18 protein-coding genes are annotated in these 18,384 nt (G+C 35.4%); 13 read left to right on the top strand and 5 right to left on the bottom strand.

The window, feature by feature from the left end; all coding sequences use genetic code 11:
• The first annotated feature begins 46 nt into the window (after positions 1 to 46).
• From GSF09_RS11175 to GSF09_RS11165, 3 genes are all read left to right on the top strand, one after another.
• A complete protein-coding gene (locus tag GSF09_RS11175; protein ID WP_159801402.1) occupies positions 47 to 286 on the top strand; it encodes a DUF2007 domain-containing protein in 240 nt (79 codons plus the stop codon).
• A 626-nt stretch (positions 287 to 912) separates the two neighbouring features.
• Entirely contained in the window at positions 913 to 1,341 is a 429-nt protein-coding gene (gene rpiB, locus GSF09_RS11170; protein WP_159801400.1) for a ribose 5-phosphate isomerase B, read from the top strand.
• 184 nt (positions 1,342 to 1,525) lie between these two features.
• A complete protein-coding gene (locus GSF09_RS11165) occupies positions 1,526 to 2,092 on the top strand; it encodes a helix-turn-helix domain-containing protein (RefSeq protein ID WP_159801398.1) in 567 nt (188 codons plus the stop codon).
• A 46-nt stretch (positions 2,093 to 2,138) separates the two neighbouring features.
• Here the strand turns inward: GSF09_RS11165 and GSF09_RS11160 are convergent, their stop codons facing one another.
• Complete coding sequence (locus GSF09_RS11160; protein WP_159801396.1) at positions 2,139 to 2,645, bottom strand: hypothetical protein; 507 nt, start codon at positions 2,643 to 2,645, stop codon at positions 2,139 to 2,141.
• 86 nt (positions 2,646 to 2,731) lie between these two features.
• On the opposite strand from GSF09_RS11160, the gene GSF09_RS11155 reads away from it, so the two are divergent.
• Positions 2,732 to 4,855 carry a Tex family protein gene (locus GSF09_RS11155; protein WP_159801394.1) on the top strand — a complete coding sequence of 708 codons (2,124 nt, stop codon included), beginning with the start codon at positions 2,732 to 2,734 and terminating at the stop codon, positions 4,853 to 4,855.
• A gap of 70 nt (positions 4,856 to 4,925) precedes the next feature.
• Here the strand turns inward: GSF09_RS11155 and GSF09_RS11150 are convergent, their stop codons facing one another.
• On the bottom strand, positions 4,926 to 5,114 hold the full coding sequence (locus GSF09_RS11150; RefSeq protein WP_159801392.1) for a twin-arginine translocase TatA/TatE family subunit: 189 nt from the start codon (positions 5,112 to 5,114) through the stop codon (positions 4,926 to 4,928).
• A gap of 203 nt (positions 5,115 to 5,317) precedes the next feature.
• Between GSF09_RS11150 and GSF09_RS11145 the strand changes: the two genes are divergently transcribed.
• The 7 genes from GSF09_RS11145 to GSF09_RS11115 all read left to right on the top strand — a co-directional run bounded on the left by GSF09_RS11145 (position 5,318) and on the right by GSF09_RS11115 (position 12,219).
• Positions 5,318 to 6,187: a M23 family metallopeptidase gene (locus GSF09_RS11145; protein WP_159801390.1), complete on the top strand. Its 870-nt coding sequence runs from the start codon at positions 5,318 to 5,320 to the stop codon at positions 6,185 to 6,187.
• A gap of 1 nt (position 6,188) precedes the next feature.
• Complete coding sequence (locus tag GSF09_RS11140) at positions 6,189 to 6,527, top strand: SdpI family protein (protein ID WP_159801388.1); 339 nt, start codon at positions 6,189 to 6,191, stop codon at positions 6,525 to 6,527.
• A 10-nt stretch (positions 6,528 to 6,537) separates the two neighbouring features.
• On the top strand, positions 6,538 to 8,040 hold the full coding sequence (locus GSF09_RS11135; RefSeq protein ID WP_159801386.1) for a GH3 auxin-responsive promoter family protein: 1,503 nt from the start codon (positions 6,538 to 6,540) through the stop codon (positions 8,038 to 8,040).
• A 68-nt stretch (positions 8,041 to 8,108) separates the two neighbouring features.
• On the top strand, positions 8,109 to 9,800 hold the full coding sequence (locus GSF09_RS11130) for a hypothetical protein (RefSeq protein WP_159801384.1): 1,692 nt from the start codon (positions 8,109 to 8,111) through the stop codon (positions 9,798 to 9,800).
• 32 nt (positions 9,801 to 9,832) lie between these two features.
• Positions 9,833 to 10,384 carry a dTDP-4-dehydrorhamnose 3,5-epimerase gene (gene rfbC / locus GSF09_RS11125; protein WP_159801382.1) on the top strand — a complete coding sequence of 184 codons (552 nt, stop codon included), beginning with the start codon at positions 9,833 to 9,835 and terminating at the stop codon, positions 10,382 to 10,384.
• Complete coding sequence (gene rfbD, locus GSF09_RS11120) at positions 10,378 to 11,226, top strand: dTDP-4-dehydrorhamnose reductase (protein ID WP_159801380.1); 849 nt, start codon at positions 10,378 to 10,380, stop codon at positions 11,224 to 11,226. Before rfbC ends, rfbD begins: the two co-directional genes overlap by 7 nt.
• A 12-nt stretch (positions 11,227 to 11,238) precedes the next feature.
• Complete coding sequence (locus GSF09_RS11115) at positions 11,239 to 12,219, top strand: hypothetical protein (RefSeq protein ID WP_159801378.1); 981 nt, start codon at positions 11,239 to 11,241, stop codon at positions 12,217 to 12,219.
• 18 nt (positions 12,220 to 12,237) lie between these two features.
• Here GSF09_RS11115 and GSF09_RS11110 read toward each other — a convergent pair whose 3' ends face one another.
• On the bottom strand, positions 12,238 to 13,089 hold the full coding sequence (locus GSF09_RS11110) for an O-antigen ligase (protein WP_159801376.1): 852 nt from the start codon (positions 13,087 to 13,089) through the stop codon (positions 12,238 to 12,240).
• Between the two features lie 541 nt (positions 13,090 to 13,630).
• Between GSF09_RS11110 and GSF09_RS11105 the strand changes: the two genes are divergently transcribed.
• On the top strand, positions 13,631 to 14,155 hold the full coding sequence (locus GSF09_RS11105) for a hypothetical protein (protein ID WP_159801374.1): 525 nt from the start codon (positions 13,631 to 13,633) through the stop codon (positions 14,153 to 14,155).
• Positions 14,156 to 14,247: 92 nt separating this feature from the next.
• A complete protein-coding gene (locus GSF09_RS11100; protein WP_159801372.1) occupies positions 14,248 to 15,333 on the top strand; it encodes a glycosyltransferase family 1 protein in 1,086 nt (361 codons plus the stop codon).
• On the opposite strand, the gene GSF09_RS11095 is transcribed toward GSF09_RS11100, so the two are convergent.
• Entirely contained in the window at positions 15,330 to 16,505 is a 1,176-nt protein-coding gene (locus GSF09_RS11095) for an O-antigen ligase family protein (protein WP_159801370.1), read from the bottom strand. The two genes, GSF09_RS11100 and GSF09_RS11095, sit on opposite strands and share 4 nt — an antisense overlap.
• Positions 16,502 to 18,370, bottom strand: a complete 1,869-nt coding sequence (locus GSF09_RS11090; RefSeq protein ID WP_159801368.1) for a glycosyltransferase family 39 protein — start codon at positions 18,368 to 18,370, stop codon at positions 16,502 to 16,504. The genes GSF09_RS11095 and GSF09_RS11090 overlap by 4 nt, the downstream gene beginning before the upstream one ends.
• Positions 18,371 to 18,384: the final 14 nt, after the last annotated feature.

The following is an 18,384-nucleotide window of genomic DNA, read 5'->3' as shown; positions in this document are numbered from 1 at the left end:
GCATCATCTGTAAATTTGCTATCTTTATGACTATAAGCGTATAAACATGGAAAAATTTGTTACTGCTGCCGTATTTAATTACCCGCATGAAATAACAATTTTAAAGCACCTGCTGGAAGGCACGGGGCTGCGTTTTTACTTTGAAAACGAAACTATAACATCGGTAGCTCCTATGTACTCGCTGGCACTGGGAGGCATAAAACTGAAAGTACACCAAAATGACCTGGAAACAGTACAGGAAATACTACGTAATTTCCAGGAGGAAAATAACCTCAAAATTGTTTAAGCACCATAAAGTTTTTCAACATTGTTAAAAACATAAAAAGAAGATTTTTTAAAAATTTAAATTTATGATGATGATTATGGCGTGTTAATAATGCGGATAACTTTTAAAGATAAATTTCATATCTCTGTTTATACAATTTTATACAATGTAGTTAACAATGTTAAATAAATGTAAACATTTGTTTTTGAGTTATATCAGGTATTTAATGTATAGGTTATTAACATTGGTTAATTATGCAAATTGCAGTGGTTTATTTGATAAATAGTAATGTTAATAGTTGTTAATAACCCTTGTTAAAGGTTTCATAAATTCAAAACAAATTCAACAAAAAAATTGTTGCATATTTCATTCCTGTTTCTGTATGTAAAAAAATTGTTACCTCCATCAAAAAATTTTACTTTTTAGTTGCGTAATTATTAACAATAAGTGTCAATTTGTAAACCCTTTATTTTTAACACAGTTTAAAATTTATAAACATTGCTGTATTTTAACATTTATATTGCTATATTATAAAGCCATTAATAGGTAAAAAACTGGAAATAAGGCAATAACATCACGCACAAGGCAGAATCATTTTTGCTGCTTTTGCATTACCTTTGCCGGCACAACAACATAACATTACTATCATGAAAATTTCTATAGGCAACGACCACGCAGGCCCGGATTATAAAAAAGCAATAGTTAAATACCTTGAGGACAAAGGACATGAGGTTATCAATCACGGAACCGACACTTTTGACAGTGTGGACTACCCTGATTTTGCTCACCCTGTGGCGAAGGATATTGAAACCGGAAACGCCGATTTTGGTATTGTAATATGCGGAAGCGGCAACGGTGTTGCCATTACTGTTAACAAGCACCAGAAAGTGCGAGCAGCGCTTTGCTGGACAAAAGAAATTTCGGCGCTGGCGCGCCAGCATAATAATGCTAATATTATAAGCATCCCCGCCCGTTTTACGGCTATACAGCAGGCGGTTGATATGGTAGATATTTTTTTAAATACCGAATTTGAAGGCGGCCGCCACCAAAACAGGGTGGATAAGATACCATGCTGATATCTTTATTGAGGATTTACTTTACCAATGATTCCGATTAATTATGCAGGATTAAATTTTTTACCTGAAATACCTTTATTTAAAGTACTTAGGCACAAATGCCGTAAAAATGCCGTAGCAAAACCGCTATCATAAGCTGTACAGCAGGGGTAATTTTGTACCTATAATCTTAAAACAAAAAAGTATGGAGACTATTGGTAAAAAAATTATGGAAATCAGGAAACAAAAAGGGCTTACACAGGAGGCAGTAGCTGAAACCGCAGGCATAAACCTGCGTACCCTGCAACGCATAGAAAAGGATGAAACCGAACCACGAGGTAATTCGTTAAATGGTATTTGTACTGCATTAGGTATAAATATAGAGGATATACTTAATTATGGAAAAACCGAAGACAAAAGCTACCTTATGTTCCTGCATCTTTCAGTTATAAGCTTTTGCGTAGTGCCGTTAGGTAACATTATATTACCACTAATACTATGGCTTAATAAGAGGGATAAAATACTTTTGGTACAGCAGCAGGGCCGCAACATTATTAATTTCCAAATAATTTATACCATACTAACCTACGGAATATTGCTTGTGGCAGTATTTGGCAAGATAATGCATTATAGTATTCCGTTTAATGAAATGCTGTTGGGACTGTTGGGTATAAGCATCCTTAATTTTATTTACCCTATAATTACAGCCATACGCATCAATAAAGGCACCATTAAAAACTTTTATCCTGTACTATTCAGGATTGTGAAGTAATAAAAAATCCGCTTGAAAGAGCGGATTTTTAGCTTCACATCAGTTTTTATAATATGGGATTAATATAGTTTTCAATGTAAAGTTTAGCCTCTTTTTTTATAAAATCCTCAATAGTATCTATAGTTACTTCGCGATATTCGTAACTATAACTTTGTCCGTAGTCAAAATCCATCCATGCATATGATAAGCTATAAAAAGCATTGAATTTAACTTCGTAACCACTTGTAAGATATAAACTTTCTAAAAATGAAAGATTTTTTCTAATAGACCTGTTTTCTAAAATTTCATTAACATATAACCAACCCAAAATGGTTTCGCCGTTATCAATGTTAGTTTTTTCATTTAACCCTACTGCTTTTAAGGCCCTGTTAATATAGGGTTTAATTTCAAACTTGTTAATAGGTTCAGAAAATGAGGCAAGCATTAGTATATCGTCATGAATATTGCCTTGCTCAACAAGGTTAAGCGCCCATTCAATAACGTGACTGTAGTCAAAATAATCTATTGCATCGTGATATTGTGTGAGCTGAGTAAGTATTTTCTGCCTGGTCATGATTATTAATTTACTTACAAAGAAAATATTTTTCTAATATCCGTACCAAAATATCCCATTATCTTTGTAAACTATAATTACAAAGCATGACTCAAACCCAATATATAGCCGAACAGGTTTCGGCGTCAGTTAAAAGTATCGATAATACTCTTCAACTTCTTAATGAAGATTGTACCATACCTTTCATAGCGCGCTACCGTAAAGACCGCACCGGCAATCTGGATGAGGTAGTTATAGAGCAGATTGCAAAACTTGCACAGGCTTATGAGGCTATTGTAAAACGTAAGGAAGCCATTATAAAAAGCATAGAGGAACAAAATGCGCTGTCGCCTGAGCTGGAGGAAAAAATAAACCGCAGCTTTAGCCTTAATGAACTGGAAGACCTTTACCTGCCCTTTAAAAAACGCAGGAAAACAAAGGCCGACACCGCACGCGAAAACGGGCTGGAGCCACTGGCGAAAATAATAATGGCTCAAAATGCCGATGATATTGATTTTATAGCATCCAAATACCTGAATGATAAGGTAGCCAATGAGGATGAGGCTTTGCAGGGCGCACGCGATATAGTAGCTGAATGGATAAATGAAAATGCATACATCCGTAAAACGCTGCGGAAAATTTTTGGCCGCAAAGCGGCCATTACTACCAAAGCAGTAAAAGCCGCAGACCCGGAAAAGGCAAAAAAATTTGAGCAGTACCTGGACTGGAGCGAAAACTTAACCAAGGCTCCTTCCCACCGCCTTTTGGCCATGCTGCGTGCCGAAAACGAGGGCATAATTAAAATAAAAGTTGAGATTGATGCAGATGAAGCGATTGATTTTATAGAAAATTCGGTTATAAAAAATAACAGGGAAACTGCAATACACCTTAAAAAAGCGATTGATGACAGCTATAAAAGGCTGCTTTACCCTGCCCTTTCCAACGAGGTTTTGCAGGAAGCCAAAGCCAAAGCTGATGCTGTGGCCATACAGGTATTTGCAGCAAACCTGCAGCAGTTATTGCTTGCCCCTCCGCTGGGCGAAAAACGAATACTTGCTATTGACCCCGGTTACCGAACCGGCTGTAAAATTGTTTGCCTTGATGAAAAAGGCGACCTGCTATATAATGAAACCATTTTTCCGCACCCGCCGCAAAACGAGCAGGGTATAGCCATGAAAAAAATACGTTCTATGGTAAATGCCTATAAAATAGAGGCTATTTCCATAGGCAACGGTACTGCCAGCCGGGAAACCGAAGCCTTTATAAAAAAGATAGCTTTTGATAAGCCGGTACAGGTATTTGTAGTAAGCGAGGCAGGGGCTTCGGTATATTCGGCATCAAAAATTGCCAGGGAGGAATTCGCTAATTATGATGTTACGGTGCGTGGCACGGTATCAATAGGTCGCAGGCTTAGCGACCCTTTGGCTGAGCTGGTAAAAATTGAACCCAGGGCAATAGGGGTAGGGCAGTACCAGCATGATGTTGACCAGAATATGCTAAAGGATGAACTGGACACAGTGGTTATGCGTTGCGTAAACTCTGTTGGTGTAAATATTAATACGGCAAGCAAATCCCTGCTGGGGTATGTATCAGGAATAGGGGAGAAGCTGGCAGAGAATATTATTTCCTACCGCAGTGAAAACGGCCCTTTTGAAGACCGTAAGCAATTGAAAAATGTACCAAGACTGGGGGAGAAGGCCTACCAGCAGGCGGCTGCTTTTATACGCATACCCAATGCCGTAAACCCTTTGGATAACACCGCGGTGCACCCGGAAGCCTATCCTGTAATTGAAAAAATGGCAAAAAGCCTTGGGCTAAAACCCGCAGGGCTTATTTCCAATAAAGAGGCCATAGCCAAGATAAACATTGATGACTATGTTACTCCTGATGTAGGCAGACTTGCACTGCAGGATATACTGAAAGAACTTGAAAAACCGGGTATTGACCCAAGGAAGTCGGCAAAGGTTTTTGAATTTGACCCTAATGTAAAGTCAATGTCCGATTTAAGGGCAGGTATGGTTTTGCCGGGCATAGTAAATAACATTACCAATTTTGGCTGCTTTGTGGATATAGGCATTAAGGAAAGCGGGCTGGTTCATATATCGCAGTTAAAGGAAGGCTTTGTAAGCGATGTAAACGAAGTGGTAAAAATGCACCAGCATGTTACCGTAAAGGTGGTTGAGGTTGACGAAGCCCGTAAAAGGATAGGGCTCAGCATGATAATCGGTTAGTAATATCAGCATGATAATCGGTTAGTAATAAAAAAGCCTCTGTATAACAGAGGCTTTACATAATACACTATTATAATTTATTATCTTCCTGTGTCTGCTTTTTTGAAGTAGCGGTGTTGTCATCCTTTGCGGCATTTTTAAATTCCTTAATCCCGGAGCCAAGGCCTTTCATCATTTCAGGAATCTTTTTACCTCCGAAAAGAAGTAAAATAACAACAACAATCAAAATTATTTCGAAGGTACCGAATTTTTGAAACATAACGATTGTATTTAAATTAGTAAAATAAGTTTCAGAAAGCAAAGGTAACTATAAATTAAATTACCATGCATTATTTACGGCAATTATTTGTATATGGTTTGCGTTAAATAAAAATTATTGCATACTATTTAAACTGTCGGGCACAGGTAACACGGTAGTATAATAATGGCAGTATTAGTATATTTGTCAACTAAACATTTACAATGTCAAAGAAAAGGCTTAAAAGGCAGGTTATCAAAAAGAAGCTGTTTAACAAGAACCGCCTTGTTATATTGAACGAAGATACTTTTGATGAGATTTTTTCACTCAGGCTTAACCTTATGAATGTTTTTGTGGGCCTTACCACGGTAAGTATAGTCATGATTGCCCTTACTACCTATATTATAGCATTTACACCCTTGCGGGAATATATACCCGGCTATGCTTCCACAAAGTTAAAAAGGGAAGCTACAGATAACGCAATAAAGTCTGACTCTTTACAGAGGGAACTGGAAGCAAACCAGGCGTACCTTGCCTCAATAAAAAAAGTACTTACAGGCGACCTGGAAACCACAAGGCTTAGCAGGGACAGTATTTATGCTGGGCAGCAACAGGATGCTTCGTCGGTGGATTTGAGCCCTTCGGAAGCGGATTTAAAATTGAGGGAGGAGGTTGCGCTTGAGGATAAATATAACCTTTTGGAAAAAGCGCAGCCCAAAGTAAGCCTTGTGCTTTTTGCCCCGGTAAAGGGCCATATTACAGAGCAGTATAACCCCAGGGAAAAACATTATGCGGTTGATGTTGCCGTGGCAAAGGACACGCCAATTAAAACCATAGCAGCCGGTACAGTTTTATTTGCCGACTGGACACCAACAAACGGGAATGTTATTATAGTGCGCCACAGCGATGGTATTATATCGGTTTATAAACATGCTGCATCCTTAACCAAGTCACAGGGAGATGTTGTAAAATCGGGGGAGGTTATAGCCATGGCCGGAACCACAGGAACGCAAAGCACCGGCATACACCTGCACTTTGAGCTTTGGAAAGACGGTTATCCTATAAACCCAACGCAATACATAGATTTTGAATAGCATGGAATATCTTGTTAACCTGCCGCTGTTATCCGGATTGCTATTATTGGCAGCATCTTTTATACAATACAGGTGGCCGCCAAAAAAAATAAACGATTTATACGGATACAGGACTAAAGCATCAAAAAGCTCCCAGGAAAGATGGGATTTTGCGCAGCAGTATTCAACACGTAAAATGTGTTGGGCGGGAATAGCCCTTAGCATTATTGGCGCAATACTTACAATGCTTGATACAAGCTATGCTTTTATGGTGGCTACAGGCCTTGCACTACTGGTAATTTCCTGTATTTACCTGATCGTATCTACAGAAAGAGCACTAAAAAATAAATTTGAAAAATAATAAACGTTTAATGTCATTAAAAGCATTAGTAGCAAAATTATTTGCCGCAATAATTTATAACAAAACCCAAAAGTGGGCTAAAAACCCTGTAGAAACCCAACAAAAGGTTTTCCGCTCACTTGTAGAGAGGGCTTCTGCCACCGCCTTTGGGAAAGACCACGGTTTTGATGGGATTAAAACCTTTGCTGATTTTGCAGAGAAAGTACCCGTAAGGGATTACGAAGAACTCCGTCCCTATATTGAAAAGGTAGTTAAGGGGCAGGAGGATATTTTATGGCCCGGCAAGCCGTTGTATTTTGCAAAAACATCAGGCACTACTTCCGGGGCTAAATATATACCGCTTACGCAGGACTCAATGCCCTACCACATAAAGGCGGCACGAAATGCCATATTAAGCTATATACACGAAACAGGAAATGCCGGATTTGTTGACGGCAAAATGATATTCCTGCAGGGCAGCCCTGAGCTTGACGAGAAAAACGGGGTGAAATTCGGGCGTTTGTCAGGTATAGTGGCGCATTATGTTCCGGGTTACCTGCAGCGCAACCGCATGCCAAGCTGGGAAACTAATACTATTGATGATTGGGAAACCAAAGTTGATGCTATAGTTGAGGAAACCTATAAGGAAGATATGACTGTAATTTCAGGCATACCCTCATGGGTACAGATGTATTTTGAGAAATTACAGCAAAAAGAAGGAAAGCTAATTGGCGACATCTTTAAAAATTTCAGCCTGTTTATTTATGGCGGAGTAAATTATGAGCCATATAGGGCTAAATTTGAAAGCCTGATTGGGCGCAAAGTTGACAGTATTGAGCTTTTTCCTGCTTCAGAAGGCTTTTTTGCCTACCAGGATTCGCAAAAGGAAAAGGGGATGCTGTTGCTGCTGGATGCAGGCATATTCTATGAATTTATAAAAGCAGATGAATTTTTTGCTGAAAACCCCAAAAGGTACACTATTGGCGAAGTGGAACTGGGCGTAAATTATGCACTTATTATTTCTACAAATGCAGGGCTGTGGGCCTACAATATAGGCGATACGGTACAGTTTACATCGTTAAGCCCATACAGGGTTATAGTTTCGGGCAGGATAAAGCATTATATATCGGCATTTGGCGAGCATGTAATTGGCAAGGAAGTGGAACTTGCACTAAAGGAAGCAGTGGAAGGTACAGGGGTAGTAGTGAATGAATTTACGGTAGCACCACAGATTAACCCGGCCAATGGGCTGCCTTACCATGAGTGGTTTATAGAGTTTGACAAAGCACCGGAAAACATTACTGATTTTGCATTAAGGCTGGATAAAGCCATGCGTACCCAGAATGTATATTATGACGACCTAATTGCAGGTAACATTCTGCGCACCGCTGTGTTAACCCCTGTGGTAAAAAATGGCTTTGCGGGATATATGAAATCAATCGGTAAACTGGGCGGGCAAAACAAACTGCCACGCCTTAGCAATGACAGGAAGATAGCGGAAATACTTGAAAAGGAAAACCTGATAAAATCGTAAAAGACTTAACTATATTTAACTAAAAAAATAAATCCTACATTTGCGGGGAGTAAAAGAAAAGAAGAAAAATGCAGAGAATTAAAAATATAACACGCACAAGGGCACAGGAATCGTCTGCTGCCATTGAGCGTTTATACATAACAATGAGGCACCTGTTTAACAGGGGCTTTTACAAGCCAATGGGTGTTTCGGGAGAAACGCTAAGGGAGGCACTACTGTCACTACGCCCGGAAATATACGGCTCTATAGCCGAAGAAAAAGCCGAACTTAACGGGCTTTTATATGTTATTGAACGTTTGCCCATCGGTATTGAAGAGTGCCGTTTTATAAACCTTACGTCAGACGAGGGATATTCAAAATCGCATTTTAAGGCTATAATACCACCTAAAAGAAGGCGTAACTGCTACCGTATTGATGAGGAGCAGATGAATGTTGAAATTACCCGTGGCCGCTCGGATATTTATGATATACTTACCCACCTTACCTTTATTTTTATTGAATCGCATAAAATTAAAAACAGGGTGCTGGTGGATGACAGCGGTGAACTTACCCGCGACTGGATAAAGCTTGAGCAGGTTATACTGCAAGGCAAAAAGCTGAACCTTGTTGAGAGGGAAAAGGCAATTTCGCACGTATCTAATATCTTAGGGCGCACATTTGCCGAGGTAACCGATATTTATGATGCTTTTGCCACACAGGAAGCGCCGGACAGGTTCCTGCATGTAATTTACTGGCTGGGCAAACTGGCCATTGAAGAAGCACTTGGTGGGCCAAAAAGAGCCATTACCTTTAGCCCTATATTAAGGGAGAGGCTCGGGCACCATATTCACGGTGAAATTTGGGCTGATAATATAAAGGCTGTTTTAAAACAAAACGGCTTACTGCAAAGGCCAATACACATTATAAGTGCCAATATGCACAGTGTAATGAACTCGATATATGCACCCTATGTGCATAAAGCAAAATATAAAGATAAAGCAGATTTTATTATTTATGAAGACCTAAGCAAGTCAGGTAATAACGAAATACGCAACAAGGTTGAGGAATATGCACTTAAAAACGGCATGATTGCCATGCCTGATACATCAGGTACCAATATTGATGTGCAGATTTTTGATTCGGCAAAAATTGATTTTGCAAAAAGTGCCTTTCCTACAGCAAACCTTAAGGATGATAACAAACCTGTTATTATTGTAATGGACTATGCTTTTGGGGAGCAGGCTTATGAAACAATTGATGAGCTCTTGAAGCCTTACAAGGAAAGCGGTACAAAAACATTTGTTAATGTAGAATCGGTTTCTATTATGGGTAAAGCCGGTATACTTGAAGGCAATAAGGGGGATATTATGATTCCTTCTGCACACATAAATGAGGGTACAGGCGATAATTATCCTTTTGAAAATGAGCTTAAGCCCGAAATGTTTGAAGGACAGGGAATACCTGTTTACAGTGGCCCAATGGTTACTGTTTTGGGTACATCATTGCAAAATAAGGATTTGCTTAAATTCTTTAACCAATCAACCTGGGGAGTTATAGGCCTTGAAATGGAGGGAGCTTATTACCAGAAAGCGGTACAGTCGGCATCTAAAATAAGAAAAAGCATCAATCCTGATGTAAAGGTGCGTTATGCGTATTATGCCTCTGATAACCCGTTGGAAACGGGTAGTACGTTAGCTTCGGGAGGCCTTGGTACCACGGGTGTAAAACCTACCTACCTTATAACAATAAAAATTCTGGAACAAATATTTAATATTAAATAGCGATATAATAATTATAAAAACATAAATGTATTATGAAAATAATGCATACCCATCTTGAAGGATGCCTTTTAATTGAGCCGAAAGTTATTTATGATGACAGGGGCTATTTTATGGAAAGCTTTAATGAAAGGCAATTCCACAATGAAACAGGTATTGATGTGCATTTTGTTCAGGATAACAGGTCATACTCAACTAAGGGTGTTTTGCGGGGGCTTCATTACCAAACAGGAGAATTTGCACAGGCTAAACTGGTTTCTGTTTTGGATGGAGAAATACTGGATGTAGCAGTTGATATCCGTCCCGAATCAAAAACATATGGGCAATACAGCTCAGTAATACTATCAGGCGACAATAAAAGACAATTTTTTATACCGCGTGGCTTTGCCCACGGATTTGTGGTAGTAAGTGATACTGCCACGGTTTTTTATAAATGCGACAATTATTACAATAAGGAGCATGAAACAGGAATATTATTTAGTGACCAAATGCTTAACATAAACTGGCAAATTCCTGTAGAGCAGCTTATAATATCAGAAAAGGATAAAAATCAGCCTGAATTTTCCAAAGCCTTAAAAATATGGTAAAAGTACTTGTAACAGGAGCTGACGGACAGTTAGGCCAAGCAATTAAATCTGTAGCAGGGAATTACAATAGTTTTATAATATATTATGCAGCGAGGACAGAAGCTGATATTACCAATATTGATCAAATTGAAAAGTTATTTGAGAAGATTAAACCGGATTACTGTATAAATACAGCAGCCTATACGGCTGTTGACAGGGCAGAGGTAGAGGCGGATAAAGCCTATGCAGTTAATGCTGTTGGCGCAGGCAATATTGCCGCCATTTGTAAAAAGCACAATACAGTGTTACTTCATATTTCAACAGATTTTGTTTTTGACGGGCTTAATACCACACCGTACAAGGAAATGGATGTTCCTAATCCGTTAAATGTATATGGTAAAACAAAACTGGATGGCGAAATAAAAATAGCTGCGGAAATGAGGAATTATTATATAATAAGGACTTCATGGCTTTATTCGGATTTTGGCAATAATTTTATGAAAACAATGCTAAGGCTTGCTCATGAAAAAAATGAAATTAATGTAGTTAATGATCAAACCGGGACACCTACCAACGCTATTGACCTTGCCTTTGTACTTCTGCATATTATAACGCATGATAACTCAAAGTTTGGAATTTATAATTTCAGTAATGAAGGGAAGGCTTCCTGGTATGATTTTGCAAAAAAAATATTTGAGATTAATGAAATTAATATAGCTTTACACCCTATACCTGCATCATCTTATCCTACGCCAGCAAAAAGGCCTGCTTACAGTGTTTTAGATAAGAATAAGATTATAAATAATTTTGGTATAAAAATTAATGACTGGGCACAAAGCTTAAAGCCTATTAAAATAATATAAATATAAAATAATATGAGTGCAAATACTCCGAATGATGTTAAAGACCAGGAGATTGATCTTTCTCAAATTTCTAAAAAGGCGGGGCAGGCATATAATGGCTTCCTTAACTGGTTGTACAGGGTTCTTGTTTTTATAAAAAAAAATATTGCAGCCTTAATTATATTATTTGTATTAGGAGCCGGTTTAGGCTTATTATTAGATAAAAAAATAAAAGTTTATGACCATGAAGTGATGGTAATTCCAAATTTTGGAATTACTGAATATGTTTACTCTAAAGTAAATCTGCTCAATTCAAAACTTAAAGAGAATGATGACGAGTTTTTTAAAGCTATAGGTATAAAGGACTCAACATTACTTGTAGAAATTGAAATAGAGCCTGTTAACGATATTTACGGCTTTATTAGCGGTGATGAACAGAACTTTGAACTTATAAAGTTAATGGCTGAAGATGGCGATATAAATAAAATTATTGAGGATGAAGTAACCAGCATTAATTATACAATGCATAAAATTAAAATTACTACATCTAAAGCAGCCAGGAGGGATAAATTTATAGATCCTATTTTAAAATATATTAATCAGAGCGAATATTACACCAAGATTAAAGAAGCATCTATACAAAATGTGAAGAATAAGATTGTAAATTCCACCAAGATGATTACCCAGATTGATTCTCTGATTTCAAAATATTCAAAATCGATGGCACAAAATAAAAATGCTGTTGTAAATATTAATGAAAGCACAGAAATTAATGATATTATTACCACCAAACAATTACTGTTGCAAACAGTTGCTGAAAGTAAAATAGGTTTAATAAATATTGATAGCCTGGTGAAAGAAAGCAGTGTAGTGCTGAATATTAAAAATACTAAAGGTATTAATGGCAAATTGAAATTTATTTTACCAATACTATTTATACTATTATACTTTATGGTTGTATTCCTGATAAAATTTTACAAAAGAGAGAAATTAAAGGAAACAGAACAACAGTAAATAAAAAAGCCTTGTAATTTACAAGGCTTTTTTATTTACTGTTGTATTATTTTGCTGATACCAACCTATGAATGTCATTAAAATAAGGCTGAAATAAAACAGGCCGTAATGCCGGTAAAAAAAATCTTCGGTGAGGCAAACCAGAAAAACATTAACCAGCATGACATAAAGAAGAAAACGATTGATAGCAATAGATTTCCTTACTACTATAAAACAATAATATATAAAGGCGAGCAGCCCGAATATACCGGTTGTTATCAGTATATAGAAAAAATAATTATGAGTTAGGTATTTTTTATTTTTATAAAACCCTGCATCATAATTACTGCTTTGGCATTCATGTAGCGTATTTAAAATGTCTGAAAACCCTATACCGGTAATAAAATTTTCTTTTGCCACTTCCAAATTGCACTTTATAAGTGCTATTCGAATATTTGTAGAATCATAAGCTAAGCCTTTGGGAGGGTTATTATAACTGGTATATATTTCCCTGAATCTATGCTTTATTCCGGGAACAGTTAATGCAAGTGTTATTATTACTATAAAAAGAGTACTGACACTTACTACTTTTGTCCTAAAGCTAAAGTTATTACGAAATATAAGCATGTAAATTAACAAAAGCCCAAGAAAAATAATATTGAGTTTAGACAGTACCATAAAAGTGATAAAGGTTAAAGGCAATATGTATAAAAGTTCGGAGTATTTTTTTTCGGATAAAATTTTATCCATTGAAAATGCAATGATAAATACTACTATAGATGTATAATAAGTAGGATGAATTTTAAAGAATGTAATTTCATTATATACAAAATCCCTGAACTTGGGGATGTCATATTTATACACAAAAAAGTCCTTATAATCATATTTCATCAGGAATAGAATAACAAATCCTCCGGCAATAATTAAACACGATATTTTTAGTATTGAAAAATATAAATTAAGCTTTTCTGCAGTAAAATACGTTTTGGGTATTAATGAAAATACTATAGGGAAAAATAAAAATAATAATCCGTGGTTTAATGAATTTCCAAAGTGGGATGAATCGTAGTAAATCAATGAAAACAGCAGTATAATCCAAAAAGGTATAGTTAAAAAAATAACTTTACCGCTTATATTTTGATAATTTTTAGTGAGCACTGCATACAAAAAAGTGTTTAAACCAGTTGCTATTAATAATATGCTTGATATATTTTCTTTAAATAAAGGAAAAGTAAATAGTGCCGGAAGTAAAAATAAAAACAGCTTCTCTAAAATTTTTTTCATAAACAATTGAAAACCAGTTGTTTTTTATTAAAGGTTAATTTTAATAACAAAGATATATTTTTTTAAAATCAGGGAATTTGAAATTCACTTAATTTATTTTGAAATATTAAATTTTATGATACATTTGCTTCAAAAAAAAGTACTAAAAATGAAGTCAAAAGTATTATTCCTATTTCTTATTGCTGGCTTGGTTTCCTGCGGTGGAGATAAACCTAAAAATGCTGAAGCTGTGGAGGCAAACAAGGAAACTCCAAACAACTTTGTAGTTGAGATTGATGCTATTTATGAAAAAAATGACAGCCTGGTTTTTTATTATGAGGTTGATGGTACTGTAAAGTATGAAAATCCTGTTACCCTTAAAGTTAACGGTTCTCCTGAACCTCAACTATTAAAAGTTGAGATGCCTAAAGGTATCGCTCTGGAAAACCTTACTTATACTGTAAGTACAAATAAAGAACAGTTAAAAGTAAAGATTACCAACATCAGTATAAAAAATGGTGATAAAGTTATTGACGGTCGTGATTTTAAATATTCAGAATACTTTATGTCAGATGAATCTTTTAAATGGAATGATGCTGATAAAAGCTATATTGTGAGCCATGATAATAAATATCCGCCGGCCTTTGTAGGCAATGATAACTTGCGGGCAAAGCTATTTGATAATGTAAAATAAAAAAGAAAGAAGTTGAAAGACTTCTTTTTTTATTTGTACTTCCTCAAAATAAACCATGTTGTAGGAATAAATGAGCTAAAAGTAAGCTAAGCATGAAAATTATTTATGATAATATAATTTACGCCAAATCACAAAATGGCGGTATATCTAATTACTGGTTTGAACTCACTAAGTTTTTATTAAATAAAAATGAAGATATTGCTTTTTTTGAGCAGCAGGCTGCACTGAATAACTTTCATAGAAAACAGCTGCCTATAAAGCCGGAAAGTATAATTGCAGAAAAGAGTAGTAATAATATTTTATCAAGGCTGTCTCCTGTAAAGCTTACAACCAATGAATATTTTTTATACCACTCCAGCTACTACAGGCCTGTAAAAGCAAAAAATGCATATTGTGAAATTACTACAATTCATGATTTTACCCATAATTTTTACTCTTCCCTTGCAAAACAATTTGTTCATAATAAACTTAAATATAGCTCTATTAAAAATTCAAATGGTATAATATGTATATCAAAAAATACCTATAAAGACCTTTTACGTTTTTGTCCTCCTAAAAAAAATCAAAAGGTTGAGGTTATATACAATGGAGTAAGCCCGGAGTATTTTAAAATAGATGATTTAAATAAATATGAACCCTATTTAAAAAGTAATAATATAACAGGAGACTTTTTATTATTTGTAGGAAGCCGCGCTAATTATAAAAATTTTTATTTTGCTGCAAACCTGCTGAAACAATTACCAAACCTGCAGTTTGTTGTAGTTGGTGCACCCTTTAATGAAAACGAATTGAAAGTTTTAGGCGCAGCGCTTTTAGCAAGAACAATTGTAATAACCAATGCCCAGAATTCAGAGCTTAATATTCTTTATAATAATGCTAAGGCTTTTATATACCCTTCAAGTTATGAAGGTTTTGGCATACCAGTGGCCGAGGCTATGAAAGCAGGCTGCCCGGTACTGGCTTTAAACAACTCTTCCATACCGGAAGTAGCCGGGGATGCAGCTTTGTTATTTGACACCTTATCAATTAATGACTTTAAATCTGGTATTGAGAATTTAAGCAATAAAGATTTCAGAAAAGAGATTATTGAGAAGGGTTTTGGCCAGTCAAAAAAGTTTAGTTGGCAAAAATGCTGCGAGGAAACATATGCCTTTTATAAAGAGAATTATAATAATTAAGCTGCCTCGGCTTTTACCTGATTTTTGTTTTCCTGGTATATAAAGTAAAATAACCAGATAAAAAAGTAAAACTCCGGCGGGAAATAATGTCCTTCCCTAAACAATTTTAAAAGGAAATAAATAAAAATACCCTGAGCTAAAGCCATTTCCTTACTGGAATATACTTTGGATGCCTTTACAAGTAAAAATATAATTAGCGCAAGCCCTAATAAGCCCATTTCCGAAATCATCCGTGTAAAAAGGGAGTTGGCATCAGCAGAGTTTATAAGATGCTTTTTTTGTATCCTTATATACTCCGGCGGGCGAATGCCGCTATAGTATACATTATTGTGCATATAAACATGGCTTCCTATACCACTGCCCAGCGGATGGTCTTCCAGATTATGACGCGCTACATTTAAATTGCTTATTAAGGCATAAGAACTAAGGTTTGTCTGGTCATCAAATTTTCCTGTATTGATAACGTTGAGCGATTCATACGTTTCTTCTACCCGCATTTTAAAAAAGGGATATTCCTGATAGATATAATATAGAATCCCTATTACCAAGGGGACTGCTGCCAGTAAAGAAACTACTCTTTTTACTGAAAGATTTGGTATTACAAACATTAACGCGCAGCCGATGTAACCTATAGATGAATTAGATAGTATAAGTGTGCCAAATATAATCAGGAAAAGCCAGTATTGCTTTTGCTTTAAATAGTAGTAGCATGCCGGTAAAACCACTACCACATAGTGTGCAGGTTCGGTAAATATACTTTGCAGGCGGCCATCGTTAAGGTTTATCCTGAGAAAATACATTATATAGCCTAATATGGCCGCATAGAGGCACATTTTTAAATATACAGGAATTAGTTCACTAGTTTTATATAAGGAAATAAAATTATAATAATAAGTTCCCAATATAGTAATGCCTATAAGCTGGGCAAGCATATATTTATACGGAACCCCGATTATAGTATTGGCTATAACAGCATGAATAAATAATCCTGCCAGTATTAAAAAAAAATATTTGTTGAACTGAAGTTTTTTTAAACGTATAAGCAATACAAAATTTGTAATGATTATTAAGTATAGTAATTTCCAGTCAATACCTAATTTAAAATAGAATAGCTCTGTAAAAATGGCAAAAATTGAAGAGTAAAGAAGATATTTTTTTATAGAGATTCTCATTTTTTATAATACCAGATATGGTTATTTTCAGGCGTTTGGTTTATATATACTGTATCGTTAATATTAATTGAACTTTTGTTATAGCCTGTAACTATACAGTCAATATTGCTTATATCCTGAGGAATTTTTTTAGTTACATTATCTACCTGCAAAGTAACTAATTTTACATGATTATAATAAAAGTTTGTAAACAACGGATATTCCCAGTCGCCTAATGTTATGCCCATTTTTTCAGGCATATCATTATATATCATGTCTGCTATTTTTACATAATCATCATAGAGGTGCAGCTGATTGGCAAAATATTTTTTATACCGGTTAGTACCTGGTTTTAAATTAAGGGTATAAGGGCTTTTAATAATTGGCCTTATATTATTGTAAAAACAGTTAAAATAAAAACCATATGCCAGTAAGGGCAGGGTTGCAAACACAATATAGCGGTACCACTTAATGCGCATTGAAACCACAGTTATTAATATGGTACTGAGTATAAAAATTGGTATATGCAGCCGGGTATGCCACGGTTGCCATTTTAAATAGCCACAAAAGAAGATTATTTGAAGCAGTATAGTAAGGCCAAATAAAAGTGCTAGTTTGTTTTTTTTATATCTTAACATAAAGCAGAGTAATGCAATACAACTTAATAATGTTAATATGTAATGTATAAGATTAGGCACCAAATCCTCGTGTGTAGTAATATTAACAGGCAATTGATAATTTGCATTATTATAATTAGTAGCCCCATCGTTAATATCTATATTTAGCTTTTTGTGTAAATCCCTGATAAATTCATCAGATTTTTCACCGATGGGATAACCCAGGTGAAGCCCGGAGTTTTTAATGATATTAGAAAGCAATAGCTTCGCATTCATTTTATCATTTGAATACATTTTGCCCTCAATTTCATCAATAGTCAAAATGTTATGATTTATATTATAATTTCTAATATACAGGCCTGCATTAATGAGTATAATAATTATAATAGCAGCTAGGCCTTTATATATAGACTTAAAATTATGGGTACTGAAAACCTGTATAACTATAGCTGTAGAAAAAATTATTAATACCGGAGCCATAAACATATAGCCTGTACCTTTTGTAAAAAAGGCAAAGCCTGCTGACATACCTAAAAAAATAAAATTTCTGAAGGCAGGGATGTAATAAGCTTTTAAACAAAAATAAATTGATGTTATTATGAAAAAGCTGCAAACAATGTCATTTTTTGTTGTGCTTGCCTGGAGTAGTACCGATGGAATGGTAACTATTAAAAATGCATTTAAAATTTTATAATTCCAGCTTACTTTAAAATATTCCAGAACAGACCATGAAGCTAATATTGTAAGCAATAAAAATAGCCATTGCACACTGTTGGCAAAGTAATCATTACCATTTAATAAATTTATGTTTAATATATAATACTCTGCCAATGGCGGCTGGTATAAATGCCTTAGTATAAAAGTAGGAAAGTGATTTACAGATTCATTACCCAACCAAAACATTATACGTGACATATGGTAGCTTAGTGAATCCCAGTTGTTTGGGGGATATATTATACCCTGAAACAATAGCAGGCTCATCATGGCAATAATTACCCAAAGCAATATTTTGTTAATTAAATTAAGCGAATTATATATTCCCTTTATAGTACTTACTTTTTTAGCAATTACCGACTTAATATTACTAAATGTTTTAAAAAGGTATATTGAAGTTAACAGAAGAAATACAGCCCAGAATGTAGCGACCGAATATAAATTTAACGAATTAAACAAGCTTAAAACTTCAACCAAGGAAACTATTACTGCACTAAAAAGAAGCGTGGCAATTAATATATTTTGTTTAAAGCTGTAATTTGGCAATCTTTTCAAAATAGCTATTTGAA

Source organism: Flavobacterium sp. MK4S-17, from assembly GCF_009848495.1.
Lineage (GTDB): Bacteria > Bacteroidota > Bacteroidia > Flavobacteriales > Flavobacteriaceae > Flavobacterium.
The sequence above is the reverse complement of the archived record's forward strand: the minus strand, read 5'-3'. Positions and strand labels throughout refer to the sequence as shown.